The sequence below is a fragment of the Parapedobacter defluvii genome (genome assembly GCF_014642075.1).
Taxonomy (GTDB): Bacteria; Bacteroidota; Bacteroidia; order Sphingobacteriales; family Sphingobacteriaceae; genus Parapedobacter; species Parapedobacter defluvii.
The window spans coordinates 1-15,795 of sequence record NZ_BMIK01000027.1; the positions used below are offsets into that span (position 1 = coordinate 1).

The following is a 15,795-nucleotide window of genomic DNA, read 5'->3' on the forward strand; positions in this document are numbered from 1 at the left end:
GAAATCATGTACTTATTGTTGCCGATTTCTCTGTATCCTTATTTTCCATTTTCTCTGCACTTGTATTTACCGATTACAGCTTTTAAATCGTCCGATGTCATTCGGGGATGAAATTGGTCTTTGTCCAGGTGCATCAAATCCACTTTGTGACCGGATTTTTGAAGTCCCTTGCTGACCGATTCTAAAATGGCGTTGCAATAACTTCCTTCATAAGGATGGTTGAATACAATGATGGTTCTCATTTTTGACTGTTTAATTACAATGCAAAATTGAGCAGCAAAGCAGGTGTGGGACGATAACAATTGTTAATAAATCCGTTTTATCGTCTGTTTCGGATTCGGCTCAGGGAAACGGAAGTAATGCCCAGATACGAGGCAATGTAATGTTGCGGTACGCGCTGCACGATGTGCGGATATTGCGCCAACAGCTCTTCGTAACGTTGTTGCGGTGAATTTTTGAGGTAGGAAAAAAACAGTTGCTGAGCCTGGAAAAGGCGTTTAAACAAATGCTCTTCAAACTGCTTTTTGATGTCGGGCGATTGCTCTACAATCATTTGAAATTCCTTTTGCGTGATGGTTTGCAAAACGCAAGGTTCAATGGTTTCGATGCTGTACAGGCTCGGCTGGTTGGTTCGGAAACTTTCGATGGAAGAAACGCTGTCGCCCTCAAAGAAAAATTGCGTCGTGATTTCTTTGCCGTCGTTGTTCACCCAGGTACGCAGGCAACCTTTTTCAATGAAGTACATTGTTTTGGAAATTTTCCCTTCCTGCAACAGGATGGTTCTCGCCGGAGCTTCCACCTGTTTAAAAAAAGGGGAGAAGATGTTCCAAGGGATTCTATTTTTTGTTTTTTGCTTCACTGTGCGGTATCGTTTTTGGATTTGCGGATAGCTATTTGGCTGTTTGCAGAGTAACAGAAAAAGAAGGGTGAACTTTCAATTCCATACAACAGTATCATAAGCCATTTCCCATTTCCTAAATTAAAAAAAGAAAATTATTACGACTTGTGCGGTGATAAAATTACAGACAACTCAACTGTATGAAGTACAATCCATCAAATCCCGAGTTCTTAAGTGGAATAATATTTAATCGCCTTGTCCATGATTACTTACAGCTTTTGGAAATTTGTCGGCAACTAAATTCAGTTTGATATTGTGTTCTAAATATGCTTTCAGCCCATCTAAAACTGTAGTAAAACCACCAGTATTGTCTTTAATGGCTTGAATTAAATCGTCTCCTGTTTCTTTAAAGCCGTAATTTTTGATTACAACATACGTTGTATCGTCTGTCAATGCTGTAAACTCGTAATCAACTGTCGTTGCCGGGTCACCCCATTCTGTTGAAATAAGTTTGTTCGGAATAATTTCCTTTGTCAAAACGTTGATGCTAACACCATACATTTCCCACTCCCATTTCACAATTTTTCCTACTTCTAACTGTCCGCTTGATTTTGTAAACCAAAAGTTGGTTGTAATAGCCGGGTCAATAAATGCCTGAAACACTTGTGAAACAGGTTTTCTGATCAGCATTTGTGTTTCTACTGTCGGTGTTTTTACTTGTTCCATTTTATTTATTTTTTTTGTGTTACCTTTTCCAAAAAGCCTTTGAGCGAAACATTGATAAAGTCACTCCAACCTGCTTCAAAATTGTGAATGGCGAAATCAGGAATGGCAGGGAAAGTTTCAAATCCTGTATGAGTTAGTTTTAAACGTGTTTTTTCCTCCACCTCCTCAAACAACTCAAATGTAACATAAGTGATCCCCTCGTAGCCCTCGTATCTCCAACTGTAAGTAAGTTTTTGTTGGGGTATTACTTCAGTAACTTCGCACAAATGTTTGTATTGAGTTCCGTCCTTGGTAGTGCCAATAAATTCAAACTTAAATCCTACCTCAGCTTTAAATTCATCAAGGTCAAAATACCATTGTTTCATTTGGTCTTTGTTCGTAAGAGCTTCCCAAACTTTTTCAATCGGAGCTTCGTAAGTATATTCGACTACCACTATTTTCTTGTCCATTATTTTAATTTTTCATTGTTCTTGAGAAATTTGTCCAAAGCATCCAATTTTGTGTTCCAAAATTGTTTATACTGTGATATCCATTCGTTTACTTCATTCAGTTTTTCCAATTTTGCTTCGCAAATCCGTTCACGCCCTTGTTGCTTCATACTCAACAAACCACATTCCGCCAATATTTTTAAATGTAGTGATATGGCTTGCCGGCTTACATCAAACTGTTCCGCAATGGTATTGACATTAACAGGTTCTTTAGCAATCATACCAATAATCGCTCTTCGTGTCGGATCTGCAATAGCTTGAAAAACATCTCTTCGTGCCCCCATAATACGCAAGTATTTGTTTGCAAATATAAGAGCAAGTGTTTGCTTGCACAAGTTTTTAACAAACAAATTTCTGAGTGTTATAATTGGGTAGTGATTTCTTCACCATCGTTGTTCACCCAGGGTACGCAGGCGGCCTTTTCTAAGAAGAACATCGTTTTGGAAATTTTTCCTTCCTGCAACAGGATGGTTCTTGCCGGAGCTTCCACCTGCTTAAAAAAAGGCGAGAAGATTGTCCAGGGGTCTTTACTTTTTAATTCCAAATCCCATTCATTTCGGTCAGTATGATTGGTTTTCCATCTGTAACAACGATTGTATGTTCGTGTTGCGCCATAAAACCGCCTTTGTTTCCCACCATGGTCCAACCATCATTTAACTCTGTTGCATAGGTTGAAGTTGTGGTGATAAACGTTTCAATGGCAACCACTGAATTTTTTCTAAACCGCCTTTGGTCAAATCGGTTTTTGTAGTTCATTATTTCATCGGGTTGTTCATGTAAACTCCTTCCGATGCCGTGTCCACCCAAATTTTTAACAACCTTGAAGCCTCTTTTTTTGGCTTCGGTTTCCATGATGTGTCCGACTTCTGAAATTTTTACGCCACCCTTAATATTACGGATGGCTTTTTGCAGGATTTCTTTGGATGCATCCACCAATTTTTGATGTTGGTTGACGTCTTCTCCAAGTACGAATGAGCCTCCGTTGTCCGACCAAAAGCCGTCGAGTTCGGCGGAAACGTCAATGTTCACCAAATCGCCCTCTTTCAGTATTCTTTTCTCGGACGGAATGCCGTGGCAAAACTCATTGTCCACACTGATACAAGTCCAACCTGGAAAACCATAAGTCAGATACGGTGCGGATTTTGCTCCGAAGCCTGAAAATATTTTTGCCCCGAAGTCGTCTAATTCTTTGGTTGTCATTCCCGGTTTTGCATAGTTGCGCATTTCCTTCAAGGTGTAAGCAACCGCTTTGCTTACTTTTTGCATCCCGATTAATTCTTCGTGTTTGGTTATGGACATCTTTCTTTCAATTATTTTCTTAGTAATGAGCAAAATTACTAAAAATACTATGTAGTATGTTGTTGGTTGGTGGAAATTATTTCAAACTATCTAAATAGATTTTAAGTTGCTTTAAATAAGAAACGTACACTTTTTTACTATTCTCTAATTTTCCCAAATTCCGAATGCCCCAATAGCCCGACATGACGAAGATGGTTACCTGTTTCGCATTTACGTCCTTGCGGATGGTGCCGTTTTTCTTGCCTCTTTCAATGGTGGTGGTTATTGCCTTTGTCCATTCCTGGGTTAATTCATTCAAAGCCTTATTAAATTCCGAATTCCACGGGGTCATTTCTTGCGTAAAATTGGATGCCGGGCAACCGTATTCCACCTTCAAAAATTCATTTTTCATCAATAGATTATCCATTAGGTTGTAAATGGCTTCCAGTGGATTTTCTTCGGTTTGAAGCGGCTCAATAAAACTATTTGTAAGTGTGGGTTTTAGAATTTCGTTTATGATGGCGAGCCCCATTTCGTCTTTGGTTTTGAAATGGTAGTAAAAGGCTCCTTTCGTTACTTTTGTCGTGGCGATAATATCGTCAATGCTTGTCGTTTGGTACCCCTTAACGTAGATCAGCTCAAACGCTTTCTGTAAAATCATCAACCGTGTTGCTTCCGCCTTTTTCATCTGTTATCTTCTATTTATTTATGGTCAGATGGAATTGTTCAAATTTCATAAAAATACCATTTAGTACTTTACAAAGAAACGAAAAAACTTCGGATAGTTGTCCGTAATCAGAAAGCAGCTTGCGACAAGAAATGTACAAGCGCTCGATTTAGGGTTAGCAAGTGTTATCGTTAGAAAATTAGGTTTACTCTTCAAAAGGGAGTAATGGTTACGACTATGGACAAATTTATGATTGTTCGATAGATGAATAGTAAATCAATTCGCTCTGAGATGACGGCTGTTACGTTTCTTCTTTTTCTTCATACGGTTGGCAAATTCCTGTTCCTCGTAGTCTTCGCCCTGTGCTTCCGGCAGTAGCCCACCCAATCCGTCTATCAACAAATCATCGGTCTGCTGTTCTTTATTAAGGAAGTTAAAAAGTGAATGGGCTTCCTCTTTCTCTACGGTGTTGTCTGTGGTCGATGACTGATTTTGTGCGGTTGCATTTTCAGCTTCTTGGCGTTGCCCGACCGCCTGCCCGTTCCACCAATCGTTAAAGACATTAGCCGATAGGTTTTTGCCCAAAGCTGAACCGTTCCAAACGGTACGGCTTTCGTGGTCGATAAAGGTCATACCGTAGATACGCCCCTCATCGTTGCGCCGTACCACGGCATTGGTGCCTTGCTCCAACAGTTGCTTTTTAAAATCGGCTTCATTAGTGGCGGTGTGCATCGCTACTTCAATGGTGCTTTTGAGTAAGGCTCTTACAGGGTCGGCTTTCATTTTCCCCTTAGCCTTTGCAAATTGGTTTTGCAGTTCGTCCAGTCCTGCCTGTTTACTGAAAAGGGATGCCTTAAAAGGATTGCTCGCTTTTTCTCCCTGTTCGTTCAGCGCAAAATAGACAAGACCGTTTTTAGGCTGTCCGTGCAGTTCCCCTTTGACTTCCTCTGCCGTAATATTGAAAAGCGAAAGCAAGGCATTGTACGCACCGAGGCTTGCGTACCCGTAATACTTCGGCAGGTGTCGCACCACCGATGCGATTTGGCTCTTAACGTCTCCGGCTCTGTAATCCACCGGACGGAATACCTGCTCATTTCCGGTGCGCTGTTTTTCCGTTGCAGGTATAAGATTGTACGTTTGTTCCAAATCCCGACAGATTGCCATTGACCGGGGATGGTCGTAACTGTCCGGTAGCTTCTTGCCGTCCAAACCCACACAGACCGTTACGATGTGGATATGGGTGCGTTCAATATCGGTATGCTTAAAAACGATATAAGGTTGGTTGACATACCCCATGCGCTCCATATACTCCTGCGCCATTTTTACGAACTGCCCATCGCTGACCCTATCCGCAGGATCAGGGTTCAGCGATATGTGGCGCACAGGCTTTTCCGTTTTGATATTTGCGGACAGATACGGCTCAAAACACTGGTGCAGGTAAGCGGTCGAATAGGTATTATCCAACGTTTCGGGTATTCTGTTCAACAACAAGAGACGCTATGAAAACGGCGATATTGAGGAAAAAAGGCTTATAGTGAGTTCGATGTTCCCCGAATTTTTGGAATTTGACGGAACACAACATCGAACTCCGAGGCTAAATTCTGCGATTGCTCTTATCTATCAGAATAACAACAAGTTACAAGGCAAAAAAAATGGGACAAGTCTTTCTTTTTTAGACTTGTCCCAAGAGGTGATCCCGCTGGGATTCGAACCCAGGACCCATACATTAAAAGTGTATTGCTCTACCAGCTGAGCTACGGAATCAAACTTTTTAAGAACGTTTCCTTTTTTGGAAAGTGGTGCAAAGATAGGATTATCGCTTGTATCGTCCAAAATAAATTTCAGATAATTTTTGGGTGCTAATAATCCCTTTTAATTCAATGGTTAATGTTTTCTCAGAAAGCAGGATAGCGGCTGAACGAATGAGTCGGGTCGTTTAATAGTTTCTTCAAACGACGTACCTTCGGTAAGTTTGCCTAACCGGCGAACAGTTCAAAGCACAAAGGGTGGAATAGCTTTTGATTAGGGTTCCTTAAAAACTATCCCTTTTCTGAGCCTGCACAATACGGTCGGCTCCCTGCATATCCTGACGCAGCTGTACATTTGAAAATCCCTTTTTCTGTAGTAAATCACATACATCGGCGCCATATTGACGATTGATTTCAAAATATAGATTTCCTCCTGCCCGAAGGTGTTTCCAAGCGAACGCTGCAATATGTTCATAAAACAATAAGGGAGCGCTTCCTTCTACAAAAAGTGCCAAATGTGGCTCGTGGATCAATACATTTGGATGCATATCACCCCGTTCTTGTTCCGTAATGTAAGGAGGATTGCTTACCACCACGTCAAATAGCTGGTCAGTTTGGAAAATAATATCCCAATCCAGCATATCAGCCTGGATCCATTCAATGGATAAAGAATGACGATTCGCATTTTGCTTAGCGATATGAAGCGCATCATTCGAAATATCCAATGCGTGGACGGATGCATGAGGGAATGCGCTTTTGAGGGAAATGGCAATACAGCCACTTCCTGTGCCGATATCGATGATACGCAGATTGCCGTTATGTGCTTGTAGTTGTTGTTCGATGATGAGCTGTACCAACTCTTCGGTTTCCGGCCGTGGAATCAATACTGACCGATCAACTTTCAGTTTCATTCCACTGAACCAGGCATATCCCAAAATGTACTGTATGGGTTCCGCCTCTTTCAAACGGGATAGTGCTTTGAGCAATCTGTCGGCGATATAGTGATCAATGAGTTCTTGCTTCCGCATGAGGTACGTAGGCCTTGACCATCCAAATTGATCTTCCAGCAGCAAGAAATAAAGTTCCCTGGCTTCACCCGCACCGTACAATTCTTTCAGTTCGTCTACAAATTGCTGTTCTATACTTGATAGATGCTGCATTGGACAAAAGTACAGGATACTTTCGGATCTCCCAAGTGGCGGCAACAATAGCTATGACGTATACATTCCCTACCCTAAGTTTACTTAAAACTGTAAATAAACTCTTTAAAACATCGTATTTTACTTTTAGTTTATTCGGTTAATTAGCAAATAAACTCCGAATGAACTCCGAATAAAACCCAATTAAATACAAAGTTTATTATATGTTTTTTGTAAAGTAAAGGTACGACAGAATCAAGTGGATAACCAAGCACAGTTAAGTTGGACTAACCGCGGTAGTATCGGAAACAAGACATTTTATTTATGTTTGCAACATGCAAGAGCACGAAGCTTATATGCGCCGCTGCCTGGAATTGGCACAATTGGGGATGGGGTCGGTAAGTCCAAACCCCATGGTGGGAGCAGTGCTGGTTCACGGAGGACGCATTGTTGCGGAAGATTTCCATCGAAAGTTTGGTGGTCCGCACGCCGAGGCGCTGGTTATGGTGGATGTGCAGCGACGGTATGGTGAACGCGCTGCCGACTTATTCCGCTCGGCGACGATGTATGTCAGTTTAGAGCCCTGCGCTCACTATGGGAAGACACCTCCCTGTGCGAAATTGTTGGCCGATCATCAGGTAGCCCGAGTGGTTATTGCGTGCCGTGATCCGTTTGATAAGGTAAATGGGCTGGGGGTCAGTATACTGAAAGAGGCTGGCGTTGAAGTTATTGAGGGCGTTTTGGAAAGGGAGGCTAGTTGGATCAACCGCAGGTTCATGACCCGGGTTCGACATCAGCGGCCCTATATTATTCTTAAATGGGCGCAAACGGCAGATGGTTACATGGCTCCATCGGATAGGACACAACGATGGATTACCGGAGAGGTGGCTCAGCAGTTGGTACACCGGTGGCGAAGCGAAGAAGATGCGGTGCTTGTGGGAACCAAAACGGCATTGATGGATCATCCGCAACTCACGGTACGGAAATGGCAGGGAAAGAACCCCAAACGGATCCTCGTTGACAAGTACCTTGCTGTGTCCCCTCATACCGCGCTGTTTGATGGAAGTGCAGAAACCATTGTTTTTAATGCGTCACGGTCTGACTGGACAGAAAATGTGAAGTATATAGAACTAGAAGACATGGATTGGTACCTGCCGCAAAAGATTGCGTATCAATTGTACTTGATGGATATCCAATCGCTCATTGTAGAAGGGGGGAGGAATACGCTTGACCTGTTCATAGACGCCGGATTGTGGGATGAAGCTCGTGTATTTACATCACGCGATATGTGGGGGGCTGGAATCTCCTCGCCAGCATTACACGCTGCACCCGGAGAAAGCCATCCTATCGGCCCAGATCGTTTGGATATTTACTACAGAAATCGTTATCAGACCGTATAATGGATTTTTACTTGGCAGCAATCATTCAGGCGATGTGTTTCGGGCCCTTGGTAATCGGCCTTTTTCTTTCCATGAAGATATTTAACATCCCTGACATTACGACAGATGGGAGTTACACATTGGGTGCGGTGATTATGGCCGTAGGATTGTCAAACGGTTATCCTGTAATGGTAACATTCTTCTTGGCGATGGCTGGGGGTGCACTGGCAGGGAGTTGCACCGCCTTAATCCATACCCGTCTCCGTATTCACGCGCTGTTGGCTGGTATTTTGATGATGACCGCACTGTATTCAGTCAATTTGGTGTTGCTGGGCCGATCGAATGTGCCGTTGCTCGGCTATGTGGATCTATTTAAAACGTTTAGCGTATTTGCAGGTGCGGATTATAACACGTTGGCTATATTACTTATAATTTTGATGGTTTTACTGGCAACCATGAGTTACCTGTTGCGGAGTGACTTCGGTATTGCGATGCGGGCGACGGGTGACAGTGAGTTAATGATACGAGCGCAGGGAGTTAACACTTCGCGAATGAAAGGCTATGGGTTGGCCATCGCCAATGCTCTGGTTGCGGCAAGTGGTGCATTGATGGCACAATTTCAGGGATTTGCAGACATCAATATGGGGATAGGTATTGTCATCAGCGGATTGGGTGCGGTGATTATCGGAGATACTGTAATTAACTTCTTGAAAATCAGCGCAGTTTCTATCATGTTGATTTGTGTACTCTTTGGGGTGATTGTTTTCCAATTGATTCTGGCAACGGCGCTCGGGGTAGGGGTGGATGCCAACCTGTTGAAACTAACGACGTCGCTGTTGGTATTGTTTATTGTGGCATTGCCACGGGTAGGGAGTGCCCTGCAGTTGAGTAAACGTTCGTAATAAAGGATATCAATGCTGGATCTTCAACATATCACCAAAGTATATAATGCCGGCAAGGCAACTGAGGTGGCTGCAGTGTGGGATGTGACGCTCCACCTGGAGCCTGCGAGTTATACGGTTCTTGTTGGGGCGAATGGCTCAGGGAAAAGTACGCTGCTCAGTCTGATTGCGGGCAATACATATGTGGATAAAGGCAGCATTCGGCTGCATAACAAGGAAATACAACGACTGCCGGATTACCGGCGAAGCCGTTGGGTAGCCCGTGTTTTCCAAAATCCGTTGCTTGGTACGGCGGCATCGTTAACCGTACTGGACAATTTCAGAATGGCATCGTTGCGCGGATCGCCCAAATGGATGAAATTGGGGATGGATCGGGCATTTGTGCAGGCTGTACGGGATAAAATAGCCACATTGGGAATGGGACTGGAAGATAAGCTGGCCCAGCCCATGGGGACATTGAGTGGTGGGCAACGACAAGCTCTCACCCTGCTGATGACAGTGATGACGGATGTGGATGTGCTGTTGCTTGACGAACCGTCTGCCGCGTTGGATCCCCGGTCGGCACGTCAGGTAATGGAGATTGCTGACAGAATTATCTCAGAAAATAAGTTAACTGCTTTGCTGGTAACCCACAACATTAGCGAGGCATTGCGTTATGGGACACGTCTTATTCAGATGGAAAACGGAAGGATTGTGCGTGATTATGACCAAAAAGCCAAATCTAAACTAGATCAAACGGAAGTAATTTCATGGTTTGATTATTACTAACGTTGACGTATTAAACGCCAGTTACAGGGTGTCTAGGTCTTGACGGTTACAGAGGGAATGCCTACCTTTGTTAGATACCTATGAGCCGGATATATGACTTTGCCAGAAGATCTATTTCATTTTATTTGGAAGTATCGCCTATTCCAGACTACACAATTAGTTACTGTATCAAAAAAAGCGTTGACGATATTGGATACAGGATGCCATAATCGCGATGCCGGGCCGGATTTTATTGCTGCCCGGCTACGAATCGGAGAAACGGAATGGGCCGGAAACATTGAGATTCACGTACGTGCATCTGAATGGGACATACACAAACATGACCGTGACAGGGCGTATAACAACGTAATATTGCATGTTGTATATGAATACGACAAAATAATTTGTCGGGAAGACGGTACCTTCCCTGAAACCCTTGTCTTGAAACCGTTAATTCCCAGTTACATTTTGTCAAAATATCGTGAATTGATGAGTGGCATGTATTGGATTCCCTGTGAAAAATTAATTCATCGTGTTCCGGATATTCATCGATCGCAGTGGTTATCACGTCTACTGATTGAGCGCCTGGAGCAAAAGGTGTCTGCGATTTATGCGTTGTTGACTCAGCAACGGGGAAGCTGGGAGGATACCTGCTATCTTTGGGCTGCCCGAAGTTTCGGATTCAAAGTTAATACACAGGCATTCGAACAGTTAGCCCGCATTTTGCCACAGACCATTTTGGCGAAGCATAAACAGGATCCGCAGGCTATTGAATCGCTGTTTTTCGGGCAAGCCGGCTTACTGGAAGAAACTGAATTTTCCGATGTATACCCCCGCAAACTACAGCAGGAATATCGTTATCTCCGCCAGCTTTATTCGCTGATTCCGATGGATGCGTCGATCTGGAAATTTCTGCGTACCCGTCCAAGCAATTTCCCTTCCATCCGTATTGCACAATTCGCAGCACTTTGTTTACGGTCAGCCCATTTATTTTCTGAATTGATTGATGCTCATGATATTTCCAAAATTAAATCGCTATTTACGGAGTTGCCGGTTAACCCCTATTGGAAGCGGCACTATCGCTTTGACGGCCTGTCTTCGGAGCATGGTTGTCAACTGGGATCGGAATCTGTCAATAACCTACTTATCAATATGGTATCTGGTATTTTATTTGCTTATGGTAAATATATTGGTAAAGAAACGTATCTTTACCGGGCTATAATGCTTTTAGAAAGCCTCGGAGTGGAAAAAAATGCAGTTTTGACGCGATTTTCCGCAATAGGCATTAAGGCATCGCAAGCGGCAGAATCGCAGGCCTTATTGCAGATGAAATCATTTTACTGCGACAAAAAGCGATGTTTGGAATGTGGAATGGGGCTGCAATTGATCAAATACAAGGAGTGATGATAAAGCGGATTCTTTTGTTTTTTGAACAGCGTTCTTTTGGAGTGTGTACATACATCGGCGAGCGTCTAGGTATATCTATTTCAAAACTCCGACTTTTCTTTATATACACATCGTTTCTGGCTGTCGGTTTCCCAATTATCTTCTATTTCTTGGCAGGCATTGTGTTGGATTTCCGGAATTATATCAAACGTATGCGGCATCGTCTTTGGGATTTTTGATAGTTACACTTTCAAAATCTCCGCAATTTCAATATATCCTTTTTCTGCGGCCAGATCAGATGCGGTTTTACCCATGTCGTTTTTGATTTCTACCCGTGCGCCATTTTCCAATAGTAAAATAATAAGATCTATATTTCCATGTTGCGCAGCAAGGTGCAACGGGCTTATTCGCGAAGTCTGTAATACATTTACCTCGGCACCTGCTTCAATCAACATTTTAGCTATACCGTCAAAGTTTGATCCGATGGCGGCGTGAAGCGGATAAACATTGTATCCATTTTGAGATTGAATATTGGGATCAGCGTGTTTCGACAACAGGTATCGGACCACGTCTTCATTACCAAAATGGGTAGCCATTCCCAGCGGAGTAAATCCATGATCTGAAACAACATCCAATAAGTCGGCCTGGTCCTCGATCATGGCCTGAACCTGTTCCAACTGGCCGGCGGCTGCCGCTTCGTGGATCGTTAATTCATCAAGATGCCTTAACAATACCTTGACAATTTGTGGCTTATTATAATAACATGCTAATAATAAGGGGGATATATCGTGACTGGTTTTTTGTTTACTTAAGCTTGGGTTGCCGTTTAACAAATCATCAATGGCGCGGCTGTTACCTGTTTCTATATATTCTTCCAGTTGACTAAGGCTCATTTTTTCAATCTGTCTAAATCAATAACTAAAATTACGCAGGACGAATTAACTAAAAAAATATCAAACCCGTATGAGTATAACCTACAAAAAGGAGTATGCTGCGAAAAAGGGGCCTTTTTCTTGTAGTATTACATCTACAAAAACTTTTTTTGAGCGAATAAATGTTTTGTATCCTCAATCTTAGGTGTACTTTTGTAATGCCCTCCCAAAGGGCATGTTTTTCATAGGTAGATGTAGGGTCGAATATTCAGTTATTCGGCCCTTTTTTTATTGCCTGTTTTCTGGAATGACAAACCAATTGTTAAAAAATGTAAAATCATTTTTGGAATTTTGTTGAATAACTAAATTTGCGTCCGTACTGTTTATCATTTCTAAATTAATTCGATTTTTTTATGTTAGCACGTGCCCAAACTTTGCCTAAAATTTCGTTTTTGTTATGTTGTTTATGTGGAGTTGTTCCAATAAAATTTGGATATAATAACTCTGTAGCACAAGGTGTTACACTGTATACTCCCTACACGAAAATTTCGGTTCCCCCCGGGGAATCCATTGATTACTCCGTTGATGTGATCAATAATGGTGGCGGTGTGAGAACCGCGGAAATTGCTGTTGTGGGACTGCCGGAGGGTTGGTCCTATGAGCTCAAATCGGGCGGTTGGACGGTTGGACAGATCGCTGTATTGCCCAAGGAGAAAAAAAACTTTTCTTTTAAGGTCCAGGTACCGTACCGGGTAGAAAAAGGCACCTATCATTTTCAATTGGTAGCTAAGGGAATGAGCCAGTTGCCGTTGACGGTCGAAATATCCGAACAGGGTACGTTTAAATCGGAATTCAATACCGACCAGGCGAACATGGAAGGGGCAGCCAATTCAACGTTTACCTTTAATTCGACGCTACGGAATCCTTCCAGTGAGGAACAGGTTTACGGACTCCGGGCACAGGTACCACAAGGGTGGAATGCGTTATTCCGGGCAAACGGAAAACAGGTGTCGTCCGTGAATGTAGGGCCCAATCAAACACAGAATATTACCATTGAATTGGACCCACCCGACCACCTGGGGGCTGGCAGTTATAAAATACCGGTGGTGGCCTCCACGAGTGGAATGTCATCCAATTTGGAGTTGGAGGTCGTCATTACGGGTTCGTACAACCTGGAGCTGACTACACCCACGGGAAAGCTGAGTACATCCATCACGGCTGGCAGCGATGAAAAAGTGGAACTGATGGTGAAAAATACCGGGTCTGCACCGCTGAAAAATGTGGAAATGAAATCTTCTGCACCTGTGGATTGGACCGTGTCATTTGAGCCCAGTAAAATAGATGTAATCGCCCCGGGTCAGCATGCGCAGGTATTCGCCACCATCAAAGCAAGCAGAAAATCCGTGGCCGGAGATTATGTGGCGAATCTGGAAGCGAAAGCACCAGAAAAATCGGCCACCGCTTCTTTCAGGTTGTCGGTCCGCACTCCTTTGCTGTGGGGGTGGCTGGGTATCCTGATCATTATCGGGGCCTTGGGCGGTGTATACTATCTGTTCCGCAAATATGGAAGGAGGTAATCCGTGGATGAATTCATCATTGAACTGGAGGGCCTCACCAAGAAATACGGTGATTTTGTGGCGGTGGATCACCTTGATCTTTCAATTCACAAGGGAGAAATATTTGGATTGCTGGGGCCAAACGGTGCCGGCAAATCGACTACCATCCTGATGATGCTTGGGCTTACCGAGCCTACTTCAGGCAATGTGAGCGTGTGCGGAATCAGCTCCACGGTTCATCCCATTGAAGTCAAGCGAAGGGTAGGATATTTGCCCGATGATGTCGGATTTTACGATCAGTTGAGCGGTCGGGAAAACCTGCTGTACACGGCAAGGCTCAATCGTCTTTCTTGGAAAGAGGCTGAAAGGCGTGTGGATGATTTGTTGGCACGTGTGGGACTTCAGGAAGCATCCGGAAAGAAAGCCGGTAAATATTCAAGGGGCATGCGCCAACGCTTGGGACTGGCTGATGTACTGGTAAAAAATCCCGAAGTCATTATCCTGGATGAACCGACACTGGGAATCGATCCGATCGGTGTAAAGGAGTTTCTCGAGTTAATTGTGGCCCTCAGCCGCGAAGAGCAGATTACGGTGCTACTTTCATCACATCACCTGCATCAGGTACAACAGGTGTGTGATCGGGTAGGAATATTTGTCGCCGGAAAGCTGCTTGCCCAGGGAAATATCTCCGAGCTGTCCAGAACCCTGTTTTCTGACAAGGAACCCTATGTGATTGAAGTAGGTCTCGACTTTTCTACTGCCGAAGGGATGAATGCAATGGAAGCCGTCAAATCCCACTTGCTCGGTTTAGAGGGCATTGCCTCCGTTCGCGTTGACAAGGGGCGGCTTTCCATTGGTAGTACGTCGGATATGACGGCTGAAGTAGCACGTATCCTTGTAAATGCAGGTTTCGGACTGAAATACCTGAATACAAAGGAGTATGGCTTAGATGATATCTATACAAAGTATTTTGAGGGAGGTGAAGTCTATGGAAAAACTGCATAATGCTGTGCGCCGCCTCCGGGAAATTCCGTGGATAGCGAAGGTAAGCGGAACGATACACCGCTTTACCCAGCACATGGAAGAGCGACGTGCATTGGCAATCAGTCATCCGTTTTGGGTGATTGTACAGAAGGAAGTAACGGATCATGTGCGTAGTTGGCGTTTTAATATATTGTTGTTTCTTATATTGTTGACGTGCTTTGGTTCGTTGTATACCTCAATAACCAACTTAGTGGAAGAAACCCGGAAGGCAAATGATGCCGACGATCCGTTTTTCTTTCTGAAACTGTTTACATTATCCGATGGCTCACTACCACCGTTTCACGTCTTTATCGGATTTCTGGGTCCCTTGCTTGGCATAGGCCTTGGGTTTGATGCCATCAATTCCGAGCAGAATTCGGGCACGTTAAGCCGCATTATGGCCCAGCCGATCCATCGTGATTATTTGATTAATGCTAAGTTTACGGCAGCACTTTTGGTCATCGGCGTGATGTTTTTTGCATTAGGTTTTTGGGTGATGGGATTTGGGATGTTCATCATCGGCATACCACCCACAGTGGAAGAATTTTTCCGCATTATATGCTTTTTGTTATTAAGCGTACTCTATGTGGCGTTTTGGTTGAATCTGTCAGTGTTTTTATCCATCCGTTTCAGACAAGCTGCTACATCGGCACTTACCGCCATTGCTGTCTGGCTATTCTTTACGGTCTTTTACCAGATCATTGTAAACCTGGTTGCCCGGGCGATGCTGCCATCCGAAGCGGCATCACCGCAACAACTCATCGGGTACCAGCAGTTTATTCTTAACTTGATGCGTGTGGTGCCCAGCCAGCTGTATACCGATGCGACAACGACGTTACTGGTACCTTCCGTCAGGAGTCTGGGACCGCTTACGATGGAGCAAGCCTATGGAGCGATACCCAGCCCATTACCGCTGGGACAAAGTTTATTGATCGTATGGCCACAGCTGACCGGCTTGGTAGCGGCTACCGTGGTCTGCTTTGCATTGTCTTACGTTTCTTTCATGCGTAAGGAAATCCGCTCAAGGTAGTAAGCTTGAAATACAC

19 protein-coding genes and 1 tRNA gene are annotated in these 15,795 nt (G+C 43.9%); 8 read left to right on the top strand and 12 right to left on the bottom strand.

The features are described 5' to 3' along the window. Positions 1-38 precede the first annotated feature (38 nt). From IEX60_RS22590 to prmC, 11 genes are all read right to left on the bottom strand, one after another. Positions 39-242, bottom strand: coding sequence for an NAD(P)H-dependent oxidoreductase (locus tag IEX60_RS22590; protein WP_188753672.1), 204 nt, complete (start codon positions 240-242; stop codon positions 39-41). Between the two features lie 77 nt (positions 243-319). Further along, positions 320-859, bottom strand: a complete 540-nt coding sequence (locus IEX60_RS22595) for a Crp/Fnr family transcriptional regulator (protein ID WP_229717729.1) — start codon at positions 857-859, stop codon at positions 320-322. Between the two features lie 225 nt (positions 860-1,084). Beyond that, positions 1,085-1,564, bottom strand: coding sequence for an SRPBCC family protein (locus IEX60_RS22600; protein ID WP_229717731.1), 480 nt, complete (start codon positions 1,562-1,564; stop codon positions 1,085-1,087). Between the two features lie 5 nt (positions 1,565-1,569). Further along, on the bottom strand, positions 1,570-2,013 hold the full coding sequence (locus tag IEX60_RS22605; RefSeq protein ID WP_188753673.1) for an SRPBCC family protein: 444 nt from the start codon (positions 2,011-2,013) through the stop codon (positions 1,570-1,572). Further along, positions 2,013-2,336, bottom strand: a complete 324-nt coding sequence (locus IEX60_RS22610) for an ArsR/SmtB family transcription factor (protein WP_188753674.1) — start codon at positions 2,334-2,336, stop codon at positions 2,013-2,015. Before IEX60_RS22610 ends, IEX60_RS22605 begins: the two co-directional genes overlap by 1 nt. 77 nt (positions 2,337-2,413) lie before the next feature. Continuing rightward, positions 2,414-2,596, bottom strand: coding sequence for a cyclic nucleotide-binding domain-containing protein (locus tag IEX60_RS22615; protein ID WP_188753675.1), 183 nt, complete (start codon positions 2,594-2,596; stop codon positions 2,414-2,416). Continuing rightward, on the bottom strand, positions 2,587-3,351 hold the full coding sequence (map, locus tag IEX60_RS22620) for a type I methionyl aminopeptidase (protein WP_188753676.1): 765 nt from the start codon (positions 3,349-3,351) through the stop codon (positions 2,587-2,589). The genes IEX60_RS22615 and map overlap by 10 nt, the downstream gene beginning before the upstream one ends. Positions 3,352-3,427: 76 nt before the next feature. Continuing rightward, positions 3,428-4,018: a TetR/AcrR family transcriptional regulator gene (locus IEX60_RS22625; RefSeq protein ID WP_112373094.1), complete on the bottom strand. Its 591-nt coding sequence runs from the start codon at positions 4,016-4,018 to the stop codon at positions 3,428-3,430. Positions 4,019-4,273: 255 nt separating this feature from the next. After that, entirely contained in the window at positions 4,274-5,482 is a 1,209-nt protein-coding gene (gene mobB, locus IEX60_RS22630) for a conjugal transfer protein MobB (RefSeq protein WP_229717733.1), read from the bottom strand. A gap of 206 nt (positions 5,483-5,688) precedes the next feature. Further along, positions 5,689-5,761, bottom strand: a tRNA-Lys gene (locus tag IEX60_RS22635). Between the two features lie 268 nt (positions 5,762-6,029). Continuing rightward, a complete protein-coding gene (gene prmC, locus IEX60_RS22640) occupies positions 6,030-6,905 on the bottom strand; it encodes a peptide chain release factor N(5)-glutamine methyltransferase (RefSeq protein ID WP_188753677.1) in 876 nt (291 codons plus the stop codon). A gap of 314 nt (positions 6,906-7,219) precedes the next feature. Here prmC and ribD point away from each other — a divergent pair, with 314 nt between their 5' ends. The 5 genes from ribD (at position 7,220) to IEX60_RS24940 (ending at position 11,537) form a co-directional block, all read left to right on the top strand. After that, on the top strand, positions 7,220-8,284 hold the full coding sequence (gene ribD, locus IEX60_RS22645) for a bifunctional diaminohydroxyphosphoribosylaminopyrimidine deaminase/5-amino-6-(5-phosphoribosylamino)uracil reductase RibD (RefSeq protein ID WP_188753678.1): 1,065 nt from the start codon (positions 7,220-7,222) through the stop codon (positions 8,282-8,284). 11 nt (positions 8,285-8,295) lie between these two features. Further along, the gene (locus IEX60_RS22650) at positions 8,296-9,165 is read left to right on the top strand and encodes an ABC transporter permease (protein WP_229717735.1); all 870 of its coding nucleotides are present in this window, start codon (positions 8,296-8,298) and stop codon (positions 9,163-9,165) included. Between the two features lie 12 nt (positions 9,166-9,177). Further along, a complete protein-coding gene (locus tag IEX60_RS22655; RefSeq protein WP_188753680.1) occupies positions 9,178-9,933 on the top strand; it encodes an ABC transporter ATP-binding protein in 756 nt (251 codons plus the stop codon). A gap of 93 nt (positions 9,934-10,026) precedes the next feature. Next, positions 10,027-11,316: a DUF2851 family protein gene (locus IEX60_RS22660; protein ID WP_188753681.1), complete on the top strand. Its 1,290-nt coding sequence runs from the start codon at positions 10,027-10,029 to the stop codon at positions 11,314-11,316. Next, on the top strand, positions 11,316-11,537 hold the full coding sequence (locus IEX60_RS24940; RefSeq protein ID WP_229717736.1) for a PspC domain-containing protein: 222 nt from the start codon (positions 11,316-11,318) through the stop codon (positions 11,535-11,537). Before IEX60_RS22660 ends, IEX60_RS24940 begins: the two co-directional genes overlap by 1 nt. Before the next feature lie 3 nt (positions 11,538-11,540). Here IEX60_RS24940 and IEX60_RS22665 read toward each other — a convergent pair whose 3' ends face one another. Next, entirely contained in the window at positions 11,541-12,191 is a 651-nt protein-coding gene (locus IEX60_RS22665; RefSeq protein ID WP_188753682.1) for an ankyrin repeat domain-containing protein, read from the bottom strand. Between the two features lie 587 nt (positions 12,192-12,778). On the opposite strand from IEX60_RS22665, the gene IEX60_RS22670 reads away from it, so the two are divergent. The 3 genes from IEX60_RS22670 to IEX60_RS22680 are packed head-to-tail and all read left to right on the top strand — an operon-like array spanning position 12,779 to position 15,779. After that, on the top strand, positions 12,779-13,747 hold the full coding sequence (locus IEX60_RS22670; RefSeq protein ID WP_229717740.1) for a COG1470 family protein: 969 nt from the start codon (positions 12,779-12,781) through the stop codon (positions 13,745-13,747). Positions 13,748-13,750: 3 nt separating this feature from the next. Next, the gene (locus IEX60_RS22675; RefSeq protein WP_188753684.1) at positions 13,751-14,731 is read left to right on the top strand and encodes an ABC transporter ATP-binding protein; all 981 of its coding nucleotides are present in this window, start codon (positions 13,751-13,753) and stop codon (positions 14,729-14,731) included. Next, positions 14,715-15,779 (top strand): ABC transporter permease, encoded by a 1,065-nt coding sequence (locus IEX60_RS22680; protein ID WP_229717742.1) that lies wholly within the window; start codon positions 14,715-14,717, stop codon positions 15,777-15,779. The genes IEX60_RS22675 and IEX60_RS22680 overlap by 17 nt, the downstream gene beginning before the upstream one ends. The last annotated feature ends 16 nt before the right edge of the window (positions 15,780-15,795 follow it).